This is a genomic window from Streptomyces sp. NPDC090077 (assembly GCF_044747545.1).
GTDB lineage: Bacteria > Actinomycetota > Actinomycetes > Streptomycetales > Streptomycetaceae > Streptomyces.
This window is the reverse complement of record NZ_JBIVEG010000039.1, coordinates 1-25117: the sequence shown is the minus strand read 5'-3', so window position 1 is coordinate 25117 and position 25117 is coordinate 1. Positions and strand designations below refer to the sequence as shown.

General features: G+C 72.9%; 26 protein-coding genes. 11 read left to right on the top strand and 15 right to left on the bottom strand.

Features of this window, described 5'->3' with window-relative positions; translation table 11 throughout:
- Positions 1 to 46: 46 nt before the first annotated feature.
- From ACIPW5_RS35915 to ACIPW5_RS35905, 3 genes are all read left to right on the top strand, one after another.
- Positions 47 to 733, top strand: coding sequence for a hypothetical protein (locus ACIPW5_RS35915; RefSeq protein ID WP_401254435.1), 687 nt, complete (start codon positions 47 to 49; stop codon positions 731 to 733).
- 113 nt (positions 734 to 846) lie between these two features.
- Positions 847 to 1629 (top strand): SDR family oxidoreductase, encoded by a 783-nt coding sequence (locus tag ACIPW5_RS35910; RefSeq protein WP_401254433.1) that lies wholly within the window; start codon positions 847 to 849, stop codon positions 1627 to 1629.
- 40 nt (positions 1630 to 1669) lie between these two features.
- Positions 1670 to 4249 (top strand): bifunctional FO biosynthesis protein CofGH, encoded by a 2580-nt coding sequence (locus tag ACIPW5_RS35905; protein WP_401254431.1) that lies wholly within the window; start codon positions 1670 to 1672, stop codon positions 4247 to 4249.
- Between the two features lie 76 nt (positions 4250 to 4325).
- Here ACIPW5_RS35905 and ACIPW5_RS35900 read toward each other — a convergent pair whose 3' ends face one another.
- On the bottom strand, positions 4326 to 5438 hold the full coding sequence (locus ACIPW5_RS35900; RefSeq protein ID WP_401254428.1) for a tyrosine-protein phosphatase: 1113 nt from the start codon (positions 5436 to 5438) through the stop codon (positions 4326 to 4328).
- Positions 5439 to 5960: 522 nt separating this feature from the next.
- Here ACIPW5_RS35900 and ACIPW5_RS35895 point away from each other — a divergent pair.
- Positions 5961 to 6962, top strand: a complete 1002-nt coding sequence (locus tag ACIPW5_RS35895; RefSeq protein ID WP_401254523.1) for an ADP-ribosylglycohydrolase family protein — start codon at positions 5961 to 5963, stop codon at positions 6960 to 6962.
- On the opposite strand, the gene ACIPW5_RS35890 is transcribed toward ACIPW5_RS35895, so the two are convergent.
- A complete protein-coding gene (locus tag ACIPW5_RS35890; protein ID WP_401254425.1) occupies positions 6947 to 7693 on the bottom strand; it encodes a hypothetical protein in 747 nt (248 codons plus the stop codon). The genes ACIPW5_RS35895 and ACIPW5_RS35890 overlap by 16 nt on opposite strands.
- Before the next feature lie 106 nt (positions 7694 to 7799).
- Here ACIPW5_RS35890 and ACIPW5_RS35885 point away from each other — a divergent pair, with 106 nt between their 5' ends.
- Positions 7800 to 8660: a TIGR03619 family F420-dependent LLM class oxidoreductase gene (locus ACIPW5_RS35885; protein WP_401254422.1), complete on the top strand. Its 861-nt coding sequence runs from the start codon at positions 7800 to 7802 to the stop codon at positions 8658 to 8660.
- Between the two features lie 99 nt (positions 8661 to 8759).
- Positions 8760 to 9242 (top strand): hypothetical protein, encoded by a 483-nt coding sequence (locus ACIPW5_RS35880; RefSeq protein WP_401254420.1) that lies wholly within the window; start codon positions 8760 to 8762, stop codon positions 9240 to 9242.
- Between the two features lie 36 nt (positions 9243 to 9278).
- Here the strand turns inward: ACIPW5_RS35880 and ACIPW5_RS35875 are convergent, their stop codons facing one another.
- From ACIPW5_RS35875 to ACIPW5_RS35865, 3 genes are all read right to left on the bottom strand, one after another.
- A complete protein-coding gene (locus tag ACIPW5_RS35875; protein ID WP_401254417.1) occupies positions 9279 to 10475 on the bottom strand; it encodes a DUF4241 domain-containing protein in 1197 nt (398 codons plus the stop codon).
- Complete coding sequence (locus tag ACIPW5_RS35870; RefSeq protein ID WP_401254414.1) at positions 10468 to 11742, bottom strand: DUF4241 domain-containing protein; 1275 nt, start codon at positions 11740 to 11742, stop codon at positions 10468 to 10470. The genes ACIPW5_RS35875 and ACIPW5_RS35870 overlap by 8 nt, the downstream gene beginning before the upstream one ends.
- A gap of 67 nt (positions 11743 to 11809) precedes the next feature.
- Entirely contained in the window at positions 11810 to 12244 is a 435-nt protein-coding gene (locus ACIPW5_RS35865) for an ATP-binding protein (RefSeq protein ID WP_401254412.1), read from the bottom strand.
- Positions 12245 to 12372: 128 nt separating this feature from the next.
- On the opposite strand from ACIPW5_RS35865, the gene ACIPW5_RS35860 reads away from it, so the two are divergent.
- Positions 12373 to 13212 carry a Scr1 family TA system antitoxin-like transcriptional regulator gene (locus ACIPW5_RS35860; protein WP_401254409.1) on the top strand — a complete coding sequence of 280 codons (840 nt, stop codon included), beginning with the start codon at positions 12373 to 12375 and terminating at the stop codon, positions 13210 to 13212.
- Positions 13209 to 13451, top strand: coding sequence for a DUF397 domain-containing protein (locus ACIPW5_RS35855; RefSeq protein WP_401254406.1), 243 nt, complete (start codon positions 13209 to 13211; stop codon positions 13449 to 13451). The genes ACIPW5_RS35860 and ACIPW5_RS35855 overlap by 4 nt, the downstream gene beginning before the upstream one ends.
- On the opposite strand, the gene ACIPW5_RS35850 is transcribed toward ACIPW5_RS35855, so the two are convergent.
- From ACIPW5_RS35850 to ACIPW5_RS35840, 3 genes are read right to left on the bottom strand one after another with little or no spacing between them, the layout of a single operon-like run.
- On the bottom strand, positions 13448 to 13786 hold the full coding sequence (locus ACIPW5_RS35850) for a hypothetical protein (RefSeq protein ID WP_401254403.1): 339 nt from the start codon (positions 13784 to 13786) through the stop codon (positions 13448 to 13450). The two genes, ACIPW5_RS35855 and ACIPW5_RS35850, sit on opposite strands and share 4 nt — an antisense overlap.
- A 53-nt stretch (positions 13787 to 13839) precedes the next feature.
- Complete coding sequence (locus tag ACIPW5_RS35845; RefSeq protein ID WP_401254400.1) at positions 13840 to 14925, bottom strand: serine hydrolase domain-containing protein; 1086 nt, start codon at positions 14923 to 14925, stop codon at positions 13840 to 13842.
- Between the two features lie 50 nt (positions 14926 to 14975).
- The gene (locus ACIPW5_RS35840) at positions 14976 to 15641 is read right to left on the bottom strand and encodes a DUF4097 family beta strand repeat-containing protein (protein WP_401254397.1); all 666 of its coding nucleotides are present in this window, start codon (positions 15639 to 15641) and stop codon (positions 14976 to 14978) included.
- Between the two features lie 236 nt (positions 15642 to 15877).
- Here ACIPW5_RS35840 and ACIPW5_RS35835 point away from each other — a divergent pair, with 236 nt between their 5' ends.
- From ACIPW5_RS35835 to ACIPW5_RS35825, 3 genes are all read left to right on the top strand, one after another.
- Positions 15878 to 16600, top strand: a complete 723-nt coding sequence (locus ACIPW5_RS35835; RefSeq protein WP_401254395.1) for a helix-turn-helix domain-containing protein — start codon at positions 15878 to 15880, stop codon at positions 16598 to 16600.
- Positions 16601 to 16693: 93 nt separating this feature from the next.
- Positions 16694 to 17359 carry a dihydrofolate reductase family protein gene (locus ACIPW5_RS35830; protein WP_401254392.1) on the top strand — a complete coding sequence of 222 codons (666 nt, stop codon included), beginning with the start codon at positions 16694 to 16696 and terminating at the stop codon, positions 17357 to 17359.
- Between the two features lie 55 nt (positions 17360 to 17414).
- Positions 17415 to 17792, top strand: a complete 378-nt coding sequence (locus ACIPW5_RS35825; RefSeq protein WP_401254390.1) for a VOC family protein — start codon at positions 17415 to 17417, stop codon at positions 17790 to 17792.
- A gap of 212 nt (positions 17793 to 18004) precedes the next feature.
- Here ACIPW5_RS35825 and ACIPW5_RS35820 read toward each other — a convergent pair whose 3' ends face one another.
- The 7 genes from ACIPW5_RS35820 to ACIPW5_RS35790 form a co-directional block, all read right to left on the bottom strand.
- Positions 18005 to 18547, bottom strand: a complete 543-nt coding sequence (locus ACIPW5_RS35820; protein ID WP_401254387.1) for an RICIN domain-containing protein — start codon at positions 18545 to 18547, stop codon at positions 18005 to 18007.
- An 89-nt stretch (positions 18548 to 18636) separates the two neighbouring features.
- Complete coding sequence (locus tag ACIPW5_RS35815; RefSeq protein ID WP_401254384.1) at positions 18637 to 19134, bottom strand: Pycsar system effector family protein; 498 nt, start codon at positions 19132 to 19134, stop codon at positions 18637 to 18639.
- Positions 19127 to 20323, bottom strand: a complete 1197-nt coding sequence (locus ACIPW5_RS35810; protein ID WP_401254381.1) for an adenylate/guanylate cyclase domain-containing protein — start codon at positions 20321 to 20323, stop codon at positions 19127 to 19129. The genes ACIPW5_RS35815 and ACIPW5_RS35810 overlap by 8 nt, the downstream gene beginning before the upstream one ends.
- A 119-nt stretch (positions 20324 to 20442) precedes the next feature.
- Positions 20443 to 21717 carry a sensor histidine kinase gene (locus tag ACIPW5_RS35805; RefSeq protein WP_401254378.1) on the bottom strand — a complete coding sequence of 425 codons (1275 nt, stop codon included), beginning with the start codon at positions 21715 to 21717 and terminating at the stop codon, positions 20443 to 20445.
- A gap of 16 nt (positions 21718 to 21733) precedes the next feature.
- Positions 21734 to 22492 (bottom strand): two-component system response regulator CseB, encoded by a 759-nt coding sequence (gene cseB / locus ACIPW5_RS35800; RefSeq protein ID WP_401254375.1) that lies wholly within the window; start codon positions 22490 to 22492, stop codon positions 21734 to 21736.
- A 43-nt stretch (positions 22493 to 22535) separates the two neighbouring features.
- Positions 22536 to 23525: an endonuclease/exonuclease/phosphatase family protein gene (locus tag ACIPW5_RS35795; protein WP_401254520.1), complete on the bottom strand. Its 990-nt coding sequence runs from the start codon at positions 23523 to 23525 to the stop codon at positions 22536 to 22538.
- A 179-nt stretch (positions 23526 to 23704) separates the two neighbouring features.
- Positions 23705 to 24178 carry a GNAT family N-acetyltransferase gene (locus ACIPW5_RS35790; RefSeq protein WP_401254517.1) on the bottom strand — a complete coding sequence of 158 codons (474 nt, stop codon included), beginning with the start codon at positions 24176 to 24178 and terminating at the stop codon, positions 23705 to 23707.
- Positions 24179 to 25117: the final 939 nt, after the last annotated feature.

The following is a 25117-nucleotide window of genomic DNA, read 5'->3' as shown; positions in this document are numbered from 1 at the left end:
CCGCCGGTCGCCGCTGCCTGCCGCCGCCGATCCCGAAGGCCCTCCCATGAGCACTCCGCCGCCGAACCCCTACTCCGGAGCCCCCGTCCCGCCCGGCCCGCACCCCGGCGCCCCGGCCGGGCCGAACCCGTACGGACAGCCCCCGGCGGGAGCGAACCCGTACGCGCAGCAGCCGGGCCCGGGGCAGTACCCGTACGCGCAGCAGCCGGGCCCCGGCGGCCACCCGGCCCCGGGCCACCCCGCACCCGGCTACCCCGCACCCGGCCACCCGCAGCAGCCCCAGCACCCGCAGTACGCGGCCCCGTACCCGTACCCGTACCCGCACGCCCAGGCGCCGGGCTGCCGCCAGTGCGGGGCCCCGGAGACGGCGAACTTCGCGGTGCGCGCGCACGTCGGCGTGCTGATCCTGATGCGCTTCCACACCCTGAACGGCCCCTTCTGCCGCCGCTGCGCCCGGTCGCTGATCCGCACCATGACCACCAAGACCCTGTGCCAGGGCTGGTGGAGCCCGTTCTCGCTGGTGATCTTCACGCCGTTCACCCTGCTGTGGAACCTGTTCGCGGCCATGAAGTACGCCAAGCTCCCGCAGCCCACCCCCGCGCCGGGCCGGCAGCCACTGGAGGAGGGCCCGCCGGTGCACGCGCGCCCGCCGGCCTACGTCGCGATCGTCCCGCTGCTCTGGGCCACCTGGGTCGCCGTGAACATCTTCCTGGACGTGAGCGGCCGCCGCTGAGCCGCGCCGGGCCCGGACCCCGGCCCCGCACCCCTTCACACCGGCGCCCCCCACCCCTACCCTGACGGCCCGTCAGATCCTTTGATCCGAGCCGAGCCGCCAGGGGGCGCGTGATGCTGCTGCGAGGGAAGACCGTCGTCGTCTCCGGTGTGGGGGCCGGGCTCGGCCACCAGGTGGCCGCCGCCGTGGTGCGCGACGGCGGCAACGCCGTCCTCGGCGCGCGCACCGCGGCCAACCTGGCCAAGTCCGCCGCCGAGATCGACCCCGACGGCACCCACACCGCCCACCTGCCCACCGACATCTCCGACGAGCGGCAGTGCGAGGCCCTCGCCGCGCTCGCCCTGGAGCGCTTCGGCCGGATCGACGCCGTCGTGCACGTCGCCGCCTGGGACTCCTACTTCGGCGGCCTGGAGGACGCCGACTTCGGCACCTGGCAGCAGATCATCGACGTCAACCTCCTCGGCAGCCTGCGCATGACCCGGGCCTGCCTGCCCGCCCTCAAGGCGGGCGGCGGCTCCGTGGTCTTCATCGGCACCCAGTCCGCCGTCGCCGCGCCGAACGAGGTGCGCCAGGCCGCCTACGCCGCCTCCAAGGGCGCCCTGACCTCCGCCATGTACTCCCTGGCCCGGGAACTCGGCCCGCACCGGATCCGCGTCAACACCGTGCTGCCCGGCTGGATGTGGGGCCCGCCCGTGCAGGCCTTCGTCACCTTCACCGCCCACACCGAGGGCGTGCCCGAGGCCGAGGTCCACCAGCGCCTGACCGACCGGATGGCCCTGCCCGACCTCGCCACCGACGGGGACGTCGCCGACGCCGCCGTCTTCCTCGCCTCCGACCGGGCGCGGGCGATAACCGGCCAATCCCTGCTGGTCAACGCCGGTGAGCTGATGCGATGACGCCCTCCACCGGAATCCGGACGGATCGTATGCTCGCCACATGACCACTCCGAGTGACGCCCCGACCGACAACGCGATGCGCCGTGCGCTGCGGCGAGCCCGCGACGGCGTCGCGCTCGACGCGGCCGAGGCGGCCGTGCTCCTGCAGGCCCGCGGTGCGGCCCTGGAGGACCTGACCGCCTCCGCCGCCCGGGTCCGCGACGCGGGCCTGGAAGCCGCCGGACGGCCGGGCGTGATCACGTACTCGAAGAGCGTGTTCATCCCCCTCACCCGGCTGTGCCGCGACAAGTGCCACTACTGCACCTTCGCCACCGTCCCGGGCAAGCTGCGCCGGGCCGGCCACGGGATGTACATGTCCCCCGACGAGGTCCTCGACATCGCCCGCCGGGGTGCGGCGCTCGGCTGCAAGGAAGCCCTCATCACCCTCGGGGACAAACCGGAGGACCGCTGGCCCGAGGCTCGGGAATGGCTGGAGGCGCACGGCTACGACGACACGATCTCCTACGTGCGGGCCATCTCCATCCGCATCCTGGAGGAGACCGGGCTGCTGCCCCACCTCAACCCCGGGGTGATGTCCTGGTCGGACTTCCAGCGCCTCAAGCCCGTCGCCCCCTCCATGGGGATGATGCTGGAGACCACCGCCACCCGCCTGTGGTCGGAGCCGGGCGGCCCGCACCACGGCTCCCCCGACAAGGAGCCGGCCGTCCGGCTGCGCGTGCTGGAGGACGCGGGGCGCTCCTCGGTCCCCTTCACCTCCGGGCTGCTGATCGGCATCGGGGAGACGTACGAGGAGCGCGCCGAGTCGCTGTTCGCGCTGCGCCGGATCTCCCGGGCCTACCACGGCATCCAGGAGCTGATCATCCAGAACTTCCGCGCCAAGCCGGACACGGCGATGCGCGGCATGCCGGACGCCGAACTGGACGACCTCGTCGCCACGATCGCCGTCGCCCGCCACATCATGGGCCCCTCGGCCTGCCTCCAGGCCCCGCCCAACCTGGTCGACGGGGAGTACGCGCGGCTGATCGGCGCCGGCATCGACGACTGGGGCGGCGTCTCCCCGCTCACCCCGGACCACGTCAACCCCGAGCGGCCCTGGCCCCAGATCGACCTGCTGGCCGAGCAGTCGGCCGGGGCCGGTTTCGAGCTCCGCGAACGGCTCTGCGTGTACCCGGAGTTCGTGCAGCGCGGCGAGCCGTGGCTGGACCCCCGGCTGCTGCCCCACGTCCGGGCCCTCGCGGACCCGGAGACCGGGCTCGCGGATCCGGCCGCCGCCGTGGAGGGGCACCCGTGGCAGGAGCCGGACGACTCCTTCGCCTCCTACGGGCGCACCGACCTGCACACCGCGATCGACTCCGAGGGCCGCACCGGCGACCGCCGCGAGGACTTCGACGAGGTGTACGGCGACTGGGAGGCGCTGCGCGAGGCCGCGGCGCCTGGCATGGTGCCCGAGCGCATCGACACCGACGTACGGGCGGCCCTCGCGCAGGCCGCCGACGACCCGGAGAAGCTCACCGACGACCAGGCGCTGGCCCTGCTGCACGCGGACGGGCCGGCGCTGGACGCGCTGTGCCGGATCGCGGACGACCTGCGCCGCTCGGTGGTGGGCGAGGACGTCACGTACGTCGTCACGCGGAACATCAACTTCACCAACGTCTGCTACACCGGCTGCCGTTTCTGCGCCTTCGCGCAGCGCCGTACGGACGCCGACGCGTACACCCTGTCCCTGGAGCAGGTCGCCGACCGCGCGGCCCAGGCCTGGGACGTCGGCGCGGTCGAGGTGTGCATGCAGGGCGGCATCCACCCGGACCTGCCGGGGACCGCGTACTTCGACATCGCGCGGGCGGTGAAGGAGCGGGTCCCGGGGATGCACGTGCACGCCTTCTCCCCGATGGAGGTGGTCAACGGCGCCACCCGCACCGGGATGTCCGTACGGGACTGGCTGACGGCCGCCAAGGAGGCCGGGCTGGACTCGATCCCGGGCACGGCCGCGGAGATCCTGGACGACGAGGTCCGCTGGGTGCTGACCAAGGGCAAGCTGCCCACGGCCGACTGGATCGAGGTCGTCACGACGGCGCACGAGCTGGGCATCCGCTCCTCCTCCACCATGATGTACGGGCACGTGGACCAGCCCCGGCACTGGCTCGGCCACTTCCGGACCCTGTCCCGCATCCAGCAGCAGACCGGCGGCTTCACGGAGTTCGTGACGCTGCCGTTCATCCACACCAACGCCCCCGTCTACCTGGCGGGCATCGCCCGGCCCGGTCCGACGGTCCGCGACAACCGGGCGGTCACGGCGATGGCGCGGCTGCTGCTGCACCCGCACATCCCGAACATCCAGACGAGCTGGGTGAAGCTGGGCGCGGAGGGCGCGGCGGAGATGCTCCGCTCCGGGGCCAACGACCTGGGCGGCACGCTGATGGAGGAGACCATCTCCCGGATGGCGGGGTCGAGCTACGGCTCGTACAAGTCCGTCCAGGACCTGGTGGCGGTCGCGGAGGCGGCGGGCCGGCCCGCGAAGCCCCGTACGACCCTGTACGGCGAGGTCCCGCAGGAGCGGCAGGACGCGGCGCGCGCCTCGGACGGCCACCTGCCGGAGCTGCTGCCGGTCCTGGAGCCGTAAGCCCTGGGCCGTGTGATGCGCGGGAGCGGGGCCCGTCCGTGCGGGCCCCGCTCCCGTCGTGCTCCCCTCCCGGCGGTCAGCCGACCAGGAGGTCCTTCTTCAGCTCGCGCAGCTCGCGGGCGTCGACGCCGAGGCCGTCCTTGAGGTAGCGGTCGAAGGAGCCGTACTTCGCCTTGACCTCGTCGTAGCCCGCGTTGAGGTACTCGGGGCGGACGTCGAGCAGCGGCTTGTAGACCGCCGCCTGCTGGGCGGGGAGGTGGGACAGGACCGCGTCGTTGGCGGCCTTGCGGTAGTCGTTGCTGGCCAGGTAGTCGGCCATCACCGTCTCCTGGGGAACGCCGAGGGCGGTCAGCAGGGTGGCGTTCGCCCAGCCCGTGCGGTCCTTGCCCGCGGTGCAGTGGAAGAGCACGGCACGGCCGCGGTCGCTGCGTATGCCGTCGAGGACCTGCGTGTACGCCTTCTTGCCGCCCTCGCCGCCGACCATGGCCTTCTCCGCGTCGACCATGGCCTTGACGGCCTCGTCGGGGGACTTGGGCAGGGTCTGGAAGGCGCCCGAGCCCGCGAAGACGTCGGCGACGACGTAGTGCGCGCCGGCCGGGACCTTGTCGGCGTCCTTGGTCCGCTCGTCCTGCATGCGCAGGTCGAAGACGGTGCGCACGCGCAGCCGCTCCAGCTTGGCCAGGTCGTTCGCGGTGAGCTTGTTGAGGGCGTCGGAGCGGTAGACCTCGCCCATCTTCACCCACTGCCCGGTGGTGGTGCGGTAGCCGCCGGCGTCGCGGAAGTTGGCCGTGCCCTCCAGCTTGATCAGCCGGTCGGCGAGGCGCAGGCCCTGGCCGTGGTCGGGCTGGAAGTCGAACCACTGGCGGTCGGCGGCGGGCAGGCCCTTGACCACGGCCTGCCCCTGGGCGCCGCCCTTGGCGACGGCCTTGCCGTTGGCCTTGACCGTGACGCGCTTGGTGCCCTTGGTGTTCCACTTCAGGGTGTAAGAGCCGTCGGCGCCGGCGGTGACGGTGGCCTCGGTGAACGGGACGGAGGAGCGGTCCTGGTGGCTGGCGAACCACTCCCAGTCGGAAGCGGAGGCGGTGGGGACGGCGACCAGGGTGGCGGCGAGTGCGGAGGCGACGGCGGTCGCGGCGAGGAGGGCCTTCTTCATGTCTCCGAGGCTGTGGGCGCCCGGAGAACGGCGCATGAACGAAGCGTGGCCGAAAACGACCGGGTCGAAGGCGAGTGGCAAAACGTGCCACCCCGTGTCCCGGTGGCTGGAATGGTTCGCATTCCGGCCGTTCTCCGGTCAGTTACGGGCGACCCGCCAGAGCGGTTCCGAACACGACCGGAGCCGTCCACTACAGTGCGCGTCCTGAGCCTGGGGGGGACGGCAATGGACACGACGACGAGCACGAGCACGGACGGCTCCGCCGAGGAGACGACGAGGCTGAGGATCGTCCCGACCGGGACGCGTCAGGCCACCGCGGCGGCCGGAACCACGGCACTACCCGATGCGGCCGCCGCACCCGTGCCGGCCGGCACCGGAACCACCGCCCGGGCCGCCCGCGCGGCCTCCGCCGGAGCGGCCCGCGCCGCCGCCGGCATCGCGGCCGCCGCCGGGGGCGCCGGGGGCACCGGCTCCGGCCAGGCCGCCGCGGACGCCGGGGCGACCGGGGCCGTCAGGGGCCCGACCACCGCCGGGGGTGCCCGCGGGGTCGGTGCCGTGCTGTGGGGGCGCGCGGAGCAGCAGGACTTCCGCAGCCGCGTGCGCGGGACCCTCCTCGGGGCCGCCCTCGGCGACGCGCACGGCCGCGACGGCACCGGCACCGCCGCCACGCAGCTGACCCTGTTCACCGTCGACGGGCTGATACGGGCCCACGTCCGCCGGGACACCGGCGGCTGGCACCCGCCGACCGACGTCCACCGCGCCTACCGCCGCTGGCACGCCACCCAGTACGACTGGGGCCCCGACGAGCGCCGCGAGGACAACGGCCGGCTCGGCAACGAGGAGTGGTGCTACGTGCGCCGCGACCCGGCGCGGGCCTGCCTGACCGGCTTCGGCGACGACACCCTCGCCACCCTCGACCGGCCGAAGAACCCCACCGCCCGGGACGCCGCCGCCGCCGAACGCTCGGCCCCCTTCGGACTGCTGGTCGGCTGGGAACCCGCACTCGTCCTCCAGCTGGCCGCCGAATGCGCCGTCCAGAGCCACGGCCACCCCACCGCCTACCTCTCCGCGGGCGCCCTCGCGGCGATCGTGCACGGCCTGGCCCGGGGCGCCTCCCTCGACACCGCCGTCCGCCGCACCCTCGCCCTGCTCGCCGCCCGCCCCGGCCACGAACCCGTCACCGAGGCCCTGCTCCGCGCCCTCGCAGCCGTCACCGGCGGCGAGCCCGGCCCCGCCGCCGTCGAGGCCCTCTCGGCCGGCGACGGCCGCACCGCCGAGGACGCCCTCGCCGTCGCCGTCTACTGCGCCCTGGTCGCCGAGGACGTCCCGCACGGGCTGCGCCTGGCCGCCACCGGCCACGGCGGCGCCCTGTGCGGGGCCCTCCTCGGCGCCCTGCACGGCGAGACGGCCCTCCCCGCCGCCGCACTGGCCGAACTCGACGGCCGGGCCCTCGTGATGGAGCTGGCCGACGACTTCGCCCTGGAGCTGACCCAGGGCTCCGCCCTGCACGGCCCCGCCGTCACCGCCTCGGCCTGGCTGACCCGCTACCCCCGCGGCTGAGGCCGGGGCCACACCCACAGCGCCTCGGCGACCGCGTGGACCTCCCCCTCCCGGGAGGCCAGCGCCGTCCCCACCCGGCACTTGCGCCCCTCCACGCCGAGCAGCCACGCGTACGACACCAGCCCCGACGCCGCCGGCACGGCCCCCCGCACCCGCGCCGTCAGCGCGGCGGTGACGGCCCCCTCCGGGCCGCCCGCCAGCAGCCGGCCCGCCGCGTTGCCGGGGCAGTCCAGCGCGCCCCAGACCAGCTCGGGCGGCAACAGCCCGTCGGCGTCGAGGAGTCCGGCGTCCGGGGTCCAGGCGGCGGCGACGAGGTCCCGCCCCGGCACCCGCCCGCAGTGCAGCCGCAGCCCCGTCGCCGGGGTCCGGCCCAGCCCGCACCCGAAGCAGTCCACCTGCCCGTCCGGCGGATCCGCCCGGTAGGCGTCGGCGGCCTTCGAGGCCTCCGCCCAGGCGGGCGCCCCCGGCAGCTCCCCGCCCGGCGCGGCCACCGCCGACGCCGACGCCAGCAGCACCCCGTCCGCGTCCAGCAGCGCCGCCCCGCCCCCGGCCACGCCGGGCACCGGCCGTACCGCCGTCCCGGTCGGCACCGGCCGCCGGAAGTCCACCCGTACCGCCCCCGGACCGGCCGGCAGCCGCCCCGCGAGCAGCCCCGCCACGTATCCGCCGAAGGCCACCCCGGGGTAGCCGTGCAAAGCCTCCGGAACGGTGATCGTCTCCATAGAGTCCATGCCGCCCACCCCATCACACGCGCCGCGCGGGTCCCCGTACGCTCTGCCGTCCGCACGCGGGAGCCCGTACCTTGGCCCTCCCGACGTCTCGGAGGTGTCCTCGCCCATGCGGATCGCCACGACCATCTTCCTCACCGACCGCACCGTCTCCCCCACCCGCCTCGCCCGCTCCCTGGAGGAGCGCGGCTTCTCCGGCCTCTACCTCCCCGAGCACACCCACATCCCCGTCAGCCGGGACACCGCCGCCCCCATGGGCGGTGAACTGCCCGCCCAGTACGGGCGCACCCTCGACCCCTTCGTCGCGCTCGGCCAGGCCGCCGCCGTCACCGAACGCCTCCACCTCGGCACCGGCATCACCCTGGTCGCCCAGCACGACCCCATCGGCCTCGCCAAGCAGGTCGCGACCGTCGACCACCTCAGCGGCGGCCGCCTCACCCTCGGCATCGGCTACGGCTGGAACGTCGAGGAGGCCGCCGACCACGGCGTCGACTGGCGCACCCGGCGCGAACGCGTCCGGGACCACATGGCCCTGATGCGCGCCCTGTGGGCCCCCGAACCGACCGCGTACGAGGGCCCCTACGGCTCCGTCCGCGCCAGCTCCGCCCACCCCAAGCCGGTCCAGGCCCCGCGCGAACTCGCCCCCGGCACACCCCTGTACGGCCCGCGCACCATGATCGGCGGGGCGGCCGGCCCGAAGCTGTTCGCCGCGATCGCCGACCACGCCGACGGCTGGCTCCCCATCGGCGGACGCGGCCTCACCGAATCCGTCCCGGTCCTGCGCCGGGTCTGGGAGGACGCCGGGCGCGACCCCAAGGACCTCCAGGTGGTCCCGTACGCCGTCCAGCCGACACCGGGCAAGCTCGGCCACTACGCCGAACTGGGCATCGAGGAGGTCGTCCTCCAGCTCCCCTCGGCGCGCGAGGCGGAAGTGCTGCGCACCCTGGACGAGTTCGCCCAGTACCTCTGAACCCGGCCCGCACGGAACCGGAACACCCCGCCCGGACGTGTCTGCGGGTGGCCGCAGCCCGGCCCGTCTTCTGATCCACACTCCCCAGGGGGACCACCCGTGCACAGCAACCTGCGTATCTCCGTCGCCGCCGCAGCCGGAGTCGCGGCCCTCCTCACCCTGACCGCCTGCGGCAGCGACGCCAAGCCCTCCGAGGACAAGAAGCCCGGCACCGCCGCCTCCGCCCCGGCCGCCGCCACCCCGGCCGCCACCCCCACCGCGGGCGGCGGCGCGGCCGCGCCTTCGGGCAGCCTGGACGGCGGCTGGATCTCGATGCAGACCCCGGGCAAGGGCGTGGTGCTCACCGTCAAGGGCCAGAAGGCGTTCGTGGTGGAGGCCGCCACCGGCCTGACCTGCGAGGGCACCGCCAGCGGCTCGGCCCTGGACCTGAAGTGCCCGGCGGGCGCCACCCGTTCCAAGGGCAAGGTCGACTCCGTCGACGCCACCACCCTGAAGGTCACGTGGGAGGGTGCCGGCCAGGACACCTTCCAAAAGAGCGAGCCGGGCAAGCTCCCCTCCCTCCCGGCGCTCCCGAAGTCGTAGCGCGCGCGGGCCGCCGCCACGGGGGCGGCGGCCCGTTCACGCGCCGAGGTCCAGCCAGGCCGTCTGCACGGCCACCTGCACGACCTCCCCGGCCGCCGACCGCCCCACCCACACCGGGTAGACCCCGTCGCCGCCGGTGCAGAACACCGCCAGGTCCGCGCCGAGGCTCCCGCCGTCCAGGTTCATGCCGGCGAGGGTGTCCGAGAGCCGGTCGTGCTCCGGCGACCCCTGCCGCCGCGCCCGCTCCAGCAGGTCCCGCAGCTCCTCCCACGCCTCGGCGTCCCCGAACGCGCCCGCCGCCGCGTCCGTGCCGAAGCCGAAGGCCTCACCCGGACCGAGCCGCAGCGTGTCGTCACCCGGCCCGAGCGCCATCTCCCAGAGCACCGCGGGCTCTTCGCCGACCAGCAGCCGGACGGCCGCCGCCTCCTGGTACGCCCCCCAGTGCTCCTCCCCCACCTCCACCCAGGCCGTCTCCACCGGGTACGTGCCCGGCGGCACCTCCACCGTGATCCCGGACAGCCCCTCCCCGGTCTCCGGGCAGGCCACGGCCAGCAGCCCGCTCGGCACCCGCACGCTGCCGCACGCCACCGGGTCCAGGACCTTCAACCCGGGGATCTCCGTCCCGGCCCGGAACACCCGGTCGAAGTCGGCGGGCCCGCGCAGCCGCGAGGTCTCCCGCCGCCAGCCGGCCGCCTCCCCGTCCGGCAGCACGCCGACCCACTCCGGGAGCGCGTCCGCGACGGGCAGCGCCGCCCAGTCGTCGAAGCCGGGCCGGACCGTCCACAGGTCCCGGGCGGCCACCTCCACCTCGGCCTCCAGGGAGTCGCCCCGCATGCCCCCGGGCTGGTGCGAGATCCGGGCCGTACCGGACCCGGACAGCTCCACCGCCGTACGGGGGCAGCCCGGGTCGAACTCCCCCGTCCCCGCATCCGGGAACCGCCGCACGAGCAGCCGCCGCACCAGCAGCAGCCCGTCGTCGTCCCGCAGCCGCAGCTCCGCCTCGGCGGTCCGGCGGCCCTGCTCGTCGTACGCCCAGGAGTCCACGCTCCCGGCCCGCCACGCCACCATCCGCACCCCGAGCGGCACCTCCCGCCCCGGGGCCCGGTAGACCACCGCGTACGGCAGCCCCTCCGCGTCCCGGGCGCGCGCCTGGTCGGCGGACAACTCCCGCCCACCGGTCCGGTGCCCCGCGTGCCAGGACTCCTCGTACGTCACGTACGCCGTATCAGGCATCGGCGGTGGCCCCGTCCCGCTCGGAGAGGACCGTGGGCATCCCCTCGACCAGCACCACGACGCTGACCAGCTCGCCGGCCTCGGAACGCCCCAGCCACACGGGGTAGGTGCCGTCCCCGGTCGTCGCGAAGGCCATCAGCTCGCCGCCGGTGGCCGCGTCCCGGGTGCGGTGCATGAACATCGACCCGTCGGCGAGGTCCTCGTACCCGTCGAGGTCCGGCTCCCCGTCGATCAGCCCCCGCTCGAAGAGCGAGAGCAGGGTCCCGAAGGACCCGGCATCGGCGAAGCAGCCGGCGGCGCCGTCGGTGTCGAACCCGGCTATCTGCCGCTCGATGAAGATCCGCAGGTCGTCGTCCGCCCCGAGGGCCATCTCCCAGGACGCGGCGGGGGTCTCGCTGACGAGCAGCCGGACGGCCGTGGGGTCCGTGGTCTCGACCCGGGCGTCCCGCCACTCGCAGTGGTAACCGAACTCGACCCGCGCCTCGTCGAGGACGTACTCCCCGGGCGGGACGGGGAACGTGAAGCGCGGCCCGTTCTCGTGGCTGGTGAACAGTCCGGAGACCGCCAGCAGCCCGCTGGGCACGCGCAGGGTGCCGACGCGGCACGGCTCCACGACCGTCTGCTCGGGGTGGTACCCGTCGGTGACCCGCACCCCGGGCCGGAACAGCTCACCGATCCGGCCGGGCTGCGCGGGACGCGGCGCACGCCAGCAGCCGGCGGGCGCCTCCCCGCCGTCACCCTCGGGGACCTCGGCAGCCTCGAAGACCGGCGGCTCCGTGAGCCCGTGCACCTTCGCCGAGAGCAACGGCCACTCCCCGAAAGCAGGCCGGTCCATCCAGCGCTGCTCCTCGGTGAGGCCCGCCACGGTGGAGTACCCCCGGGGCTCCTCCTTCCGCCGGCCCCTCCCGTCCGGGAAGAGGTCCAGGATGATGCGCGGGCACTGCGGGTCGAACTCCGCGGTCTCCGGGCCCGGGTACCTCCAGGCGACGGCGTACCGGTGGAACAGCCGCGCCGGGTCGTCCAGCAGCCGCATGTCAAGGTCGTTGGTGCGGCGCCCCTGGTCGTCGTAGACCCACAGCCCGACGTGGTGGTCCCTCCAGGAGACGAGCCGGACCTCCAGCGGCGCCTCCCGCCCCGCCGTCCGGTACACCACCACGTAGGGGAGCCCGGCCGCGTCCCGCTCCCGGGCCTCCCCGACGGACAGCGGCCGCCAGGCCGCCCTGGCCTCCGGGTCCCACGCCTGCGCGTACCCCACCTCGACGACCATGACCGCTCCCTGCTCCTGCGCCCTTGCATGTGCCTGAGCAAGGTAGCCGCCCGCTGTGACAGGGCCCCTACGGGGCCGGGCGGCGGGCCAGCTCCGCCCAGACGGTCTTGCCGATGATCCGGTCCATGACCCCCCAGTCGGTCGCGAGGGCGTCCACGATGCGCAGCCCGTACCCGGACTCCGCCTGGTACGCGGGGGGCCGCACGGCGGGCCGCCGGTCCCTGCGCGGATCGGACACCTCCAGCCGGATCACGCCCGCCAGCAGCGTCATCCGCAGCTCGAAGTCCCGCCCGACAACGCGGCCGTGGGTGACGGCGTTGGAGGCGAGCTCCGCGACGAGGAGCCCGGCGTCGGCCGAGAGCGGGGTCCCTTCGGGGACGCCCCAGTCGTGCAGCGAGACGAGGGCCAGCTGCCGGGCGAGGCGGGCGCCGCGGGGGGTGCAGCTGAAACGCTGAGTGAACATGCGTACGAGGGCCTTGGGGTGGCCCGAGGTTGCCGTCATGGTGAGAACGTCCCGTGTGGGCAGGGGAGTTCCCAGCAACGGGACTACTACTGTTGAAGAGTAGTAGTCCAGTGGCTGGACAGGCTCAGTCACCGACCGTGAGCATGATGACTCGGGAGGTGACCGTGATGACGGCTGGCGAGGGCAGCAACGGTGACAACCAGACGGAGTCGGATCCGGATCTGAAGAACTTCGGTGACGTACTCAAGGCAACCCGCAAACGGGCCGGTCTGACCCAGGAACAGTTCGGGCCCCGGGTCGGCTACTCGGTGCAGTACGTGGCGTCCGTGGAACAGGGCCGCCGACACCCGTCCGTGAAGTTCGTGAACAAGGCGGAAGAGGTACTGGATGCCTTCGGGGTCATCCAGATCGCCGCGAAGCAGCTGACGCGCAGGCGCGGGCTCGCCTCGTGGTTCAGGCGGTGGGCGGAACTGGAGGAGATCGCGGTCGCGCTCAACACGTACGAATGCCGGGTGGTCCCGGGGCTGCTCCAGACGGAGGCCTACGCCCGGGCCCAGATCCAGAACGTCCCGCCCATGCCCACGACCCAGGAAGCGGACGACCGGATAGCCCGACGGTTGGAGCGACAGAGGCTGCTCACCCGCACCCCCTACGCGTCCTTCAGCTTCATCATCGAGCAGACCGTGATCGAGCGACAGACGGGAGGCCCGGAGGTATCCCGGGAGCTGATCGACCGGATGTTGGAATGCGCCCGGCTACCCAACGTGGACGTACAGCTGATGCCGACGGTCAGCCCGGAACACTCCGGCACCGACGGCCCCTTCCGGCTCCTCGAAACCCAGGAGAACGAGTGGTGGGGCTACAGCGAAGGACAGCAGTCGGGCCAGGTCCTGTCCGACCCGAAAGACATCAGCATGCTCCACCAGCGGTATGCCAAACTTCGCATCCAGGCCCTCAATCCCGCGGACAGTGCGGGCCTGTTGATGCGATTGCGAGGATCCCTGTGAACAGCTCCCAGCTCCGGTGGTTCAAGAGCAGCTACAGCGGCAGCCAGGGCGACAGCTGCGTCGAGGTCGCCCTCTCCTGGCACAAGTCGTCGTACAGCGGCAGCCAGGGCGACGACTGCGTCGAGGTCGCCACCTGCGCCGACACCGTCCACGTCCGGGACTCGAAGCTCACGGCCAGCCCCCAGCTGGCGGTCAGCCCCGCCACCTGGACCGCGTTCCTCGGCGGCATCGCCGCCTAGGGCGGCGGGATCGGTCCCGGCGCCGCAACGCCCGGGGCCGGACGCCAGAAGCGCCCGTCAGGCAGGGCCTGACGGGCGCCGAGGAAGTAGTCGGCATCGCGCTGGAACCGGACGCCCGGGACGGCGCTGCGTACGTGCGCCCAGATGCTCGGCGCGACGCGGTACTCGCCGCTCACCATCCAGGGGTCGTCGCCCAGCACGAAGAGGTGCCGGATCCTGAGGAACTGGTCCCGGGTGAGGGACACGGACTCGACCATCTCTTCGTCCGCGTCACCGAAGCCGGTCAGGTCCCAGGCGAGGTTGTACCCGTCGGCGAATGGATAGTCGCTGCTCATCTCGCTCAAGCTAGGCGGCCCCTCAGGGCCGCCGCACCTGCTTTTCCCGGTGCTCAGGCGCCGAACACCGCGTCGATGAGCGCGCCCTGCGCCTTGGTGAAGGACTCGGCCGTCTTCGCCATGTCGAGCCGGGCGTCGCCGGAGGTGAGCGAGGCCGTCAGTGTGGTCCCGCCGTCGGGCGAGCTGTACATCAGGGCGCCCCAGCCCCAGAAGCCGCCGTTGTGGGTGTAGAGCGTGCCGTGCTCGGTCTCCTGGACGATCAGGCCGAGTCCGTAGGCGAACTTGGTGTGCGGGTCGCGCATCTGGTCGAGGAGCTCGGCGGGCAGGAGCTCGCCGCGCATCAGGGCCGAGAAGAAGGTGTGCAGGTCCTTGGTGGTGGAGATCATGTCGCCCGCGGCAGAGATCCAGGAGGGGTTGGCGCGGGTGACGTCGACGGTCTTCCACTCCTCGCCGTCCTGGTAGGTGTAGTAGCCGTGGGCGTGCGGCTCGGGGATCTCGGGCGAGGCCTCCGGGAGGAAGGTGCCGGTCAGGCCCAGCGGGGTCAGGATCCGGGCCCGCATCTCCTCGGCGAAGGGGCGGCCGGCGACCTTCTCGACGAGGAGCCGCAGGAGCACGTAGTTGGTGTTGGCGTAGCTCCAGTCGGTGCCGGGCTCGAAGCGGGCGGGCTTGGCGAGGGCGAAGCGGACGAGTTCCTCCGGGCGGTAGGTGTGGAGGAGCTTGTCCACCCACTCCCGGCCCTGCCAGTCGATGCCCGGGGCGATGGTGCCGTCCTCGTAGTACTCGCCGGTGAAGTTGAAGAGGCCGCTGGTGTGCTGGAGCAGCATCCGGACGGTGATCCGGCGGTCGAGCCCGAACTCCGGGAGGTGGTCGTCGACGGGGCCGTCCAGGGCGATCCGGTCCTCGGCGACCAGCTGGAGGACGAGGGTGGCGGTGAAGGTCTTGGTGTTGCTGCCGATTCGGAAGTGGCCGTCGGCGTGCGGGGCGGCGTCCTGGCCGAGCTCGCGTATCCCGGCGGCGCCGGTCCACTCGCCCCGCTCGTCGTTCACCCGCACCAGGACCCCGGCCCAGGCCTCGTCCGCGGCGATCTCCTCGATGGCCTTCTGCAGTTCCGGGCGGTCGTTGTTCGGCGTGACGGACATGGTGGTGCGCTCCTCGGGGTGTCGGTGTGCGGGGCGGTCGGTCGGGGGGCTCAGACGGTGCGGGCGGTGATGTCGCCGGCGGCGGTGGTGGCGTGGATGGTGAGGGTGGTGTCGCCGCCCGCGTTCTGGAGGGCGTTGCTGATGCGGCCGTAGGTGGTGCCGGCGTCGAGGGAGGCGGAGGTGCCGCGGGCGGCGCCGACGGTGATGTTCCCGTGCTCGGTGCGCAGGGTGACCGTGCCGCCGGTGGCCTCGGTGACGGTCAGGTCGCCCTGCTGGGTGCGGATGTCGGCGGAGCCGGTCAGGCGGCCGACGGTGACGTCGCCGGCGGCGAGGGCGAGGCGGACGCCGGCGGCCTCGTCGAGGGTGACGGTGCCGTGCGCGCTCTCCAGGGTCACGTCGCCGAGGCGGCCGGTGGTGGTGAACTCGGCCGAGGCCGTCTTCGCCTCGACGCCGGAGCCGGCGGGGAGCTGGACGGTGACCCGGACGGAGCCGGAGGCGCCGAACGCCTCCTTCTTCTGGGGGGCGTTGATGCGGAGGACGCCGCCCTGGAGCTCGACGGTGGTCTCCTCGGCGGCCTTGACGTCGCGGCTCTTGGAGGCGTCGGCCGGGAGGACCTCGACGGTGGTGTCGGCGCGGTCGGTGGCGATGAAGCGGATGGCGCCGGCGGGGACGTCGAGGATGGCGGTGATCGCGGTGGTGGTGGCGAAGTTCTGCATGGTTTCTCTTCCTTCGGGCTGGTGTCGCTCGCTGTTTCCGATGACCTGAACGCTACGTCGCGTTCAAAGGCCGGGCAACAAGTTCGTTGCGATGAATCACCATCAGCGCAGGTCAGAGCCGCAATATCGTTGCACCGCTCCTAAATCTAACGCAACGACAGCTCCACAACCGTTGCAACGGCTCGGATCTGAACGCTACGCTGGGGCCGCAGACGGCAACACGAAGGAGACCGCACATGCCGGGAGGCAGGCTCACCCCGCAGGAACGCCAGCAGATCGCACTGGGCGTGGCCGACGGCCTCGCCTACGCGGAGATCGCCAGGCGCCTCGACCGCCCCACCTCGACGGTCACCCGCGAGGTGATGCGCAACGGCGGCCCCGCCGGCTACCGCGCCGACCTCGCCCAGCGCGCCACCGAACACCGCACCCACCGCCGCAAGCAGGCCGCGCCCCGGGGCCCCCAGGCGCCGGCCCCGGCCCACGGCCGGGACCCGGAGGCGGTGGCCGCGTACGAGGAGGTGTTCGCGACCGTCCTGATCCAGTCGGGCCTGCCCAAGATGACGGCCAAGGTCCTGGTCGCCCTCTACATAGCGGACTCCGGCACCCTCACCGCGTCCGAGCTCGTCCAGCGCCTCCAGGTCAGCCCCGGCTCCATCTCCAAGGCCGTCGCACTGCTCGAAGGCCAGGGCCTCATCCGGCGGGAACGCGACGAACGCCGCCGCGAGCGCTACATCGTCGACGACGACGTCTGGTACGAGTCCATGCTGGCCAGCGCCCGCTCGACCGCCCTGCTCGCCGAGACCGCGCGCAAGGGCGTCAACGTCCTCGGCCGCAACACCCCCGCCGCCACCCGCCTGGAGAACATCGGCCGGTTCGTCGACTTCGTCTCCGAGAGCATCGTCCGCGCCGCCGACCAGGCCCGCGAGATCCTCCACACCAAGCCCGAGGAGACCCCGTAGGAAGTCGGGAGATCAGCGTGTCGGCGGGCGATGAGTTCCGCCGGCCCGTGCAGTCTCGATCCTCGTCCACACCACGGAAGGGGAAACAGACCCATGGCGACGCGGCAGCGGCAGCAACTGCTCCGAGTGCAGAACTTCAACGTCTCGAACGACGGGTACGGCGCCGGCGAGGGCCAGAGCCTGGAGCGGCCCTTCGGGCACGCCGACCCCGGCAGCATGTTCGCGTGGGCCGGCGCCACCGCCGGCTGGCCCAACCGCACCGACCCCGGCGGCAGCCGCGGCCTCGACGACTACTTCACCCGCGACTTCGGCAACAACATCGGCGCCGAGATCATGGGCCGCAACAAGTTCGGCCCCCAGCGGGGCCCCTGGCAGGACCACGAGTGGCAGGGCTGGTGGGGCGACGAGCCCCCCTTCCACACCCCGGTGTTCGTGCTGACCCACCACCCCCGGCCCTCGTTCACCCTCTCCGACACCACCTTCCACTTCACCGACGCCGACCCGGCCACCGTCCTCGCGCGGGCCAAGGAAGCCGCGGACGGCAAGGACGTACGCCTCGGCGGCGGGGCCACCACCGTCCGGGAGTTCCTCGACGCCGACCTCGTCGACACCCTCCACGTGGCGGTCTCCCCCGGAGTGGAGATCGGATCCGGGTCGCGGCTGTGGACGTCACCGGACGAACTGCTCGACCGCTTCCACCTGGACGTCGTCCCCAGCCCGACCGGCAGCGTGGTCCACCACCTGTTCTGGCGGAAGTGACGACCGCCTGCAAACCCGGTGGACCGGGGGCCGGGGCCTGATCGATAGTGCCGCCATGGCATCTCGCGTACGACACACGACCATCGACTGCGCCGACCCCTACGCCCTCGCCCAGTTCTGGATCGCCGCCCTCGACGGCACGCTCGGCGAGGGCGACGAGCCCGGCGACCCCGAGGTCCTGGTGGAGACCTCCGGGGCCGACCTGCTGTTCATCCGGGTACCCGAGGGCAAGGCGGCCAAGAACCGCGTCCACCTGGACCTCCAGCCGCAGGACCGCACCCGCGACGAGGAAGTGGACCGCCTCACCGCCCTCGGCGCCACCCTCACCGGCGACCACCGCAACCCCGACGGGACGGGCTGGGCCACCATGACGGACCCGGAGGGCAACGAGTTCTGCGTGGAACGCAGCGCCGCCGAACGGGCCGCCACCTGACCCACCCTCACGGACCGGCCGCCCCCGAAAGGCCCGCCTCCTGCGCGTCGATCAGCTCGTCCCAGTGCTCCCGCGTCCACGCGCAGGCCGCGTCCAGCGGACCCAGCAGGCCCCAGCCGAGCGGGGTCAGGGCGTACTCGACCCGGCGCTCCGGGCCCTCGTACTCCCCCCGCCCTGGTCACCCCGACCGTGCGAGCCGGCCGCCCGGCAGGCTAGTACCAGCGCTGGTTCTCGCCCCAGTGGCAGTCCCACTGGGTGGCCGGGGCGCCGTTGGACTTGGACCAGCCGCCGATCTCCAGGCACTTGCCGCTGTTCACGTTGTACAGGGCCACCGTGTAGTCGCTCGTGGCGCGCAGCTGCCACAGCTGGTTGGCGCCGCCGTGGCAGTCCCACTGGTCGATGGCCGCGCCGTTGGCGGTGGACCAGCCCTTGACCTCCAGGCACTTGCCGCTCTGGGCGTTCTGGATGAGCCGCGCGTTCCCCCGGGGAAGCGCCATCCACTGCTGGTTGGCACCGCCGTGGCAGTCCCACTGGTCGACCCCGGCACCGTTGGCCGTGGACCAGCCGCTCACCTCCAGGCAGAGCCTGCTGTTGAGGTTGAGGACCAGGTCCCACTTGGACAGGTCCACGGCGGCGGCCGGGGACGCGGGCAGCGCCACCGAGACGAGCAGGGCGCCGGCGGCTGCGCCGAGGGCCCGCCGCACGGACTTGATGATGTTCAGACGCACGATGAAGACCCCCGTATGGCCGGCCACGGCCCGTTCCCGACGAAATCGAGGCCGACCATACTTGATCTTGAACCCGCCGCCCAAGACGTCTCACGCCCCGGGCACCGCCGACCGCGCTAGTGGAGCGCCGAGACCAGAGCCGCCCCCGCGACCAGCACCAGGGACGCTCCCAGCAGGTCCACCGCGCCCGCGATCATCCGGTACTTCCGCTGGACGAGCAGGGACAGCGCCACGAGCTGGAGCGGCCGCTCCGTCCCCCCGCTGCCCACGGACGCCAGATGGGTGGCCAGCTGGTCGGGGCGGCCGGCGTACAGCGCGTAGAACGTGAAGTAGGCGTGCCCGGTCGGCTGCCGGGCGCCCTGCGGCCGGACGCAGAGCAGCAGCAGCGCCACGCTCGCCGCCAGACACCCCGCACCCGTCCACGCGGCCCACTCGATGCCGTTCCACAGCGAGAAGATCCCGCCACGGCGCACCAGGAACACCGTCACCACCCCGGCCGCGATGGCCGAGAAGAGGGCGAGCAGGGTCGCCGCCTTCTGGTCGGCCCGCAGCAATTCCACCCGCACTTCGGCCAGTGCCGAATCGACCGCCCCGTCACCGGTGGGGCTACCCATCCACCCCACTCCCGGGGGCTTCCTCGTCGACCACGACCGCGGAAATGCCGTGGCTGTTCCGGACGATTTCGAGCAGCACGGTCTGTCCGATCGAATACTTGGCCGCGTCCGTGCGGAGATAAACGAACAGGCTCTGCATCGTTCCGCGCTGATCATGGACATCGGCGAAACCGAACCGCTTTTCGACGATCACGTTGTTGAACGTTCCGTGGATCCGATGGCCCTCCTGGACCGTGCAGCCGGCCACCGGTTTCGCGCCCGGGTCCGTGCTGACCGCCGGCGTCGGGATGAACCGGACCGCCGCGCCCTCCTTCAGCCCCTCGCCGCCGGCGATGAACCGGAGGTCCACGTAGTGGTCGGGACGGTCCGGGGAGGAGATGAACCCCTTGAACCCGCGGACCGAGTCGCCGAACCACGTCACCACGACCCCGTCCACCGACTCCCCGGTCTGCGCGGCGGACATCTGGTGCGGCACGGGCGCGGCCGGACGCGCCTTGACCGTCTCCGTCATCACCGCGTTCTTCACGCCGCGCGGGACGACCGTCCGGTCCCAGATCACCTCGTAGTAGGGCACGTCGTCCGGGAACCCCTTGGCCGGTGCCGTCTCCTCCGGCTGGAAGTAGTCGGTCCGGTGGTCGGCGCGGCCGGCGATCGAACTGATCTTGTTGTGGTTCGCGGCCCCGTGCGTCCCCTTGTCGATCCAGATGGCACCCGGCGCGGCGTTGCCGCTGAACCGCGCCGCGAGGTCGACGGCGGACCCCACGTAGTCCATCGTCCCGCCGCCCGGCGCGGGGTACTCGATCACCTTGCCCGTCGCGATGCCGACGGTGGCCTGACTGTCCCGGAGGGCCCCCTGCTCGATCTCCCGCTGCAGGCCCTCCTGGACGTGGATGGCGGCACAGACGGCGTCGTGCGCCCGGTCGGCGTCGAACACGGCGAGAGCACCGTCACCGAGGTACTTGACGACGGTTCCGCCATTGGCCGCGACGGCTTCGGTCGCGATGTCCAGGAAGCTGCCGAGAATGGGCAGCCAGGCTTTATAGCCCATGTGGTGCTTGAGTGCCGTCGAACCCGTGAGATCCACGAATAGGATCGTACGTTCGACCTGACTGCTGCTGTTGCTGAATGTGCCGTGATGATCAATCGTCAAGGTCGCATGCCCCCAAAGGAATTCATGAGATTGACACATCGGCGAGATTATTGGCTCAATACCGAGCCCTGCAATACCGAGCGGACAATGGCTCGAACTCGCCCCCGGCTGGCCTGTTCTCCGAGCCGGCCGGTCCGGGGCCGTGTCGCGGTTGCCGTTCAGCCGGCGGACGGACCGCGTCCGCCGTCCAGGTCGAGGGTGGCGACCGCGCCTCCCTCCGGAGCGTTCGCGAAGGCCAGCCCGGCGCCGAGGACGCCCGCCTGCCCGAGCGCGATCGTCAGCCCGAGCCCGTGCCCGCGCCCCCGCTCGGGGCTGCCCGTACGGAAACGCTGCGGGCCTTCCGTGAGCAGCTCGGCGGGATAGCCGGGCCCGTGGTCCCGTACGAGGATCCGTGCGCCCGTAGCCGTGGCCTCCACGGCGACCTCGACGGGGCCGGCTCCGTGCCGGTGGGCGTTGGTGACGAGGTTGACCACGATCCGTTCCACCCGGCGCGGGTCGGTCTCCAGGGTCCTGGCGGTACGGACCGCCACTGCGGTGGGCGTCCCCGTGCGGCGGACGATGTCGGTGACCAGTTCACCCAGCGGCACCGCGTCGGTCCGCGCCCGTTCGGCTCCGGCGTCGAGCCGGGAGATCTCCAGGAGGTCCTCCACCAGCCCGTTCAGGGCCCGGGCACGGTCGCGGACGAGCTCGGCCACCTCGTCGCCCTCCGGAAGGAGCCCGGCGGCGGTGGACAACCCCATCAGCGGGGTGCGCAGTTCGTGCGCGACGTCCGCGGTGAAGCGGCGCTCGCCCTCCAGCTTCTGCTGGAGGGCCGCGGCCATCGCGTCCACGGCCGCCGACATCTCGGTGATCTCGTCACGGGCCCGGCCGCCCGGTCCGATCCGCGCGTCGAGGTCGCCGTCGGCGATGGCCCGGGCGGTGCGGGATCCGCGGCGCAGCCGGCGGTTCATCGGTTCGGTGGCCAGGGCGGCGAGCGGTACGACGACCAGGAGAGCGGCGAACACGGCCTTGACGATGCTGCGGTCCAGGAGCTGGAGGCCGCGCACTTCGGAGCTCATGTCCGTCCGGGCGACGAGCACCTGGCCGCCCTCGACGGGCATGACCGCCCACATCCAGTACCAGTTGGGGGGTTTGCGGTCGTTCCAGGTCGCATACAGGGCGGCCGGGTCCTTGGCGGCCAGCGCCTGCGCGAGCGGCGCGTCGAGCCGCTCCGGAGCGAGGACTTCGACTTCGAGCGGCGCCCTGCCCGTGCGGGTGTACTCGCGCTCCGCCGCTGCCAGACGAGCAGAGAGGCGTTCGTTCCCGGTGCGGTCGCTCCGTTCGGCCATCGCCTGGTGGACGAGGACGCCGATCACGGCGGCCACCGCACAGCAGGCGGCGGCGGTCAGCGCGGCGATCTTCCAGCGCAGGGCGCGCGGGTTGAGGAGTGCCATGGGTGCGGACGGCCCCTCAGCGGCGGACGAGTTTGTAGCCGAAGCCCCGGACGGTCTCGATCCGCTCGGCTCCGATCTTCTTGCGCAGCCGCAGGACGCACAGGTCCACGACCCGGGTGTCGCCTTCCCAGCCGTAGTCCCACACGTCGCGCAGGAGACGGCGGCGGTCGAGCACGGCACCGGGAGCCGCCGCGAACTCCAGCAGCAGCCGCAGCTCGGTGGGCGTCAGCGGAACGGGCCGTCCGCCCCGGTGCACCTCCAGACCGAGGGTGTTCACGGACAGGTCCCCGAAGACCAGCTCGCCGGGGACCGTCCCGGCATCCGCGGAGACGACTGCCGGATCCTCCGGTCCGGCGGGCCGGAAGGCGGCGCGGCGCAGCAGCGTCCGGATGCGGGCGACGAGGACGGGGGTGTCGACGGGTTTGACGACGTAGTCGTCGGCGCCCGCCTCCAGTCCGGACACCACGTCGAGGGCGTCCCCGCGCGCGGACATCATCAGGATCGGTACCAGGCTCTCCTCGCGGATCCGGCGGCACAGCCCGATGCCGTCGAGCTCGGGCAGCATCACGTCGAGGATCAGGAGGTCGTGCCGGCCGGCCCGGTACGCCTCCAGGCCGTCGAGTCCGTCCGCGGCCACCGCGACCTGATAGCCGTACCGCTCCAGGGACAGCTGCACGGCGCGGCGGATGGTGGCGTCGTCCTCGACGACGAGGACGCTGACGGGGTCCGGGACCCGGGGTGCCGACACGCCACCTACCTGCTCACAAACGGACATTTATGGGACCCATCCTAGTCAGCGGGGGCAGCGGGGCCGGTGGTCACAGCCGGAAGGAGGCCGCGACGGGCAGGTGGTCGCTGTCGGTGGCGGGAAGGGTCCACGCCGAGGTCGTGCTCATGCCCTTCACCAGGATCTGGTCGATGCGGACGACGGGGAACGCGGCGGGCCAGGTGAAGCCGAAGCCGGCGCCCGCCTCGCGCTGCGCGGAGGTCAGCTGGGAGGTCACCGGCCGCAGGGCCGAGTCCTCCGCCGTCCCGTTGAAGTCACCCATGACGACGACCCGGGCCAGCGGCTCCGCCCGCACGGCCTCGGCCAGCTTCCGGGCCGCATCGTTGCGGCGGACGGTGGTGAATCCGGCGTCCGGGGTCACGCGTACCGAAGCGAGGTGGGCGGCGAAGACCGCGACGGGGCCGCCCGGAGTCTCGACGGTGGCCCGTACGGCACGCGTCCACGGCATGATCGGCACCGCTTCCACACCGGTCAGCGGGTGCTTGCTCCACAGTCTGACGCCGAGGGTGTCGGAGCGGTACGGATAGCCGGCGTCCAGCTCGCGCTCGTAGACCGACGTGGCCTTCGGGGACATCTCCTGCAGGGCCAGCACGTCCGCACCCGATGCGGCGAGCGCCCGCACGGTCCGCACCGGATCGCGATTGTCCTCGTCCACGTTGTGACTGACCACGGTGAAGTCCCCGGCGCCGGATCGATCGGATCCCTTGTCGGTGAGGGTCCCGCCGAAGAGGAAGCCCCAGACGACCGCGGGGGCGAGGACGGCGACGGCCGCGCGCCGGGAGCGGCGTACCGCCGCGGCCAGGAGGAGGACGGGGACGCTCAGCCCGGCCCAGGGCAGGAACGTCTGGAACAGGCTGCCGAGGTTGAAGGCCCCGTTCGGGATCCAGTCGTGCAGGGCCATCATCAGGGCCGCGCACACCGCACCGGCGGCGATCAACAGGTCACGGCGGGCGGCACGGGGCGGAAGCGGGCCGGTCGGCTCCGCCTCCCCGGGGGCTTCAGAACGGTACGGGGTGCTCAGCACGGCAACTGCCCTCCGATGGCGCGTACGCCGGTGATCCGGTACATCCGGCCCATCCGGTACCGGCACAGCCTCGGAGAGGCGCGCTTCCAGGGCGTCAGGGGATCCCCTCGCGGGTGCGGCAGTTCCGTTTCAGCTGGGTATCGGCGGGCCCGAAGAGATCCTGAAGGGACCACCCCCTAGGCCAACTCCCACCGGACCTCGCCGTCCTGCCGCCGGTCGGTGGGGGCGAGGCCGGCTGCGGCGGCGACGGCCGCGGACGCACCGTGGTCGGGGTGGACGTGCGCGACGACCGTGCCCGCCCCCCGCTCCCGGAGCCATCCGACGAGCCCCTTGGCGGCCTCGGCCGCGATCCCCCGGCCCTGCCAGGGGGTCCCCACCACCCAGGACACCTCGGCGGTACCGCCGCCGACCGTCGCCTGAACGGTGCCGACGAGGCAGCCCTCCGCACGCAGCCGCACCACCCAGTTGCACCAGGAGACGGCCGGATCCGGCGACCCGGCGGCCCACCGCACGTAACGGGCGCGCAGCTCCTCGACGCTCTCCGGCGCACCGCCGATGAACACGTGCAGGGCGGGATCCCCCAGCACGACGGCCATCTCCTCGGCGTCCTCCACGCGCAACGGCACGAGGTCCAGCCGGTCGGTACGCATGCTCTCGGGCTTGATCACCCGCCGATTATGCGCGGGCCACCGGGTCCAGCACCCCCTGGGGCGGCCTCAGGAAGGGTTGGGGGCTTCCCGTCAGTCCATCGTCCTTCCGGTTCGCACCGGTCCCTCAAGGGCGCTCCTTCGTCGCGTCGCTACGCGATGGCCTTCGGCCACCCTTGACCGACCGGCACGAACCGGAAAGCCGAAAGACTGCCGGGAAACCCCCAAAGAAACGGTCACCGGGCAGAGGCTGGAGGGGCGGCCGCGTCAGCGATGCAGGAGGGGGCGAGGGCCGGCCCACCGGGCATCCGGGCCCCATATCCCCGTTCCGGGACCAGGGGCGCGACTACCTGCACGAAAAGTCGATCAGAGCAGGCCAGGAAGCCGACAGGCGCGACAGATCGCTACGCGCTCCTCCCGGCTTGGCGTCCAGCGACCGCCTGGGGCTGATACCTGCACCAAAAGTCGACCAGAGCAGCGCGGAGGCGCACGGGCGCGTCAGATCGCTACGCGCTCCTCCCGTTTCGGCGTCCCGCGGCCGTCTGGGGCTGGGACGGGCGAGAAAAGACGGCGTGCAGGCCTGCTGTGTGCCGTGACCAGCCCAGGACGGCCGCCGGTCGCCGAGACGAGAGGAGCGCGTAGCGAGCTGATGCGCCTGTCGGATCCCTGGCCTGCTCTGATCGACTTTTGGTGCAGGTACCAGCCCAGGGCGGTCGTCGGACGCTGAGACGGGAGGAGCGCGTAGCGATCTGCTGCGTCCTGGCCGGGCCCCCGGTCCGGGACAGCGACTGCTGAGGGCTCGGATGCCCGGCAGGCCGACCCCCGGCGCCTCGTCTCGTCCCTGACGGGCCCGTCCCTCCGGTCTCTGCCCCGTGACCGTTCTTTTGGGGGCTTCCCGGCAGTCTTTCGGCTTTCCGGGGCGGGTCGGTCTGTCAAGGGTGG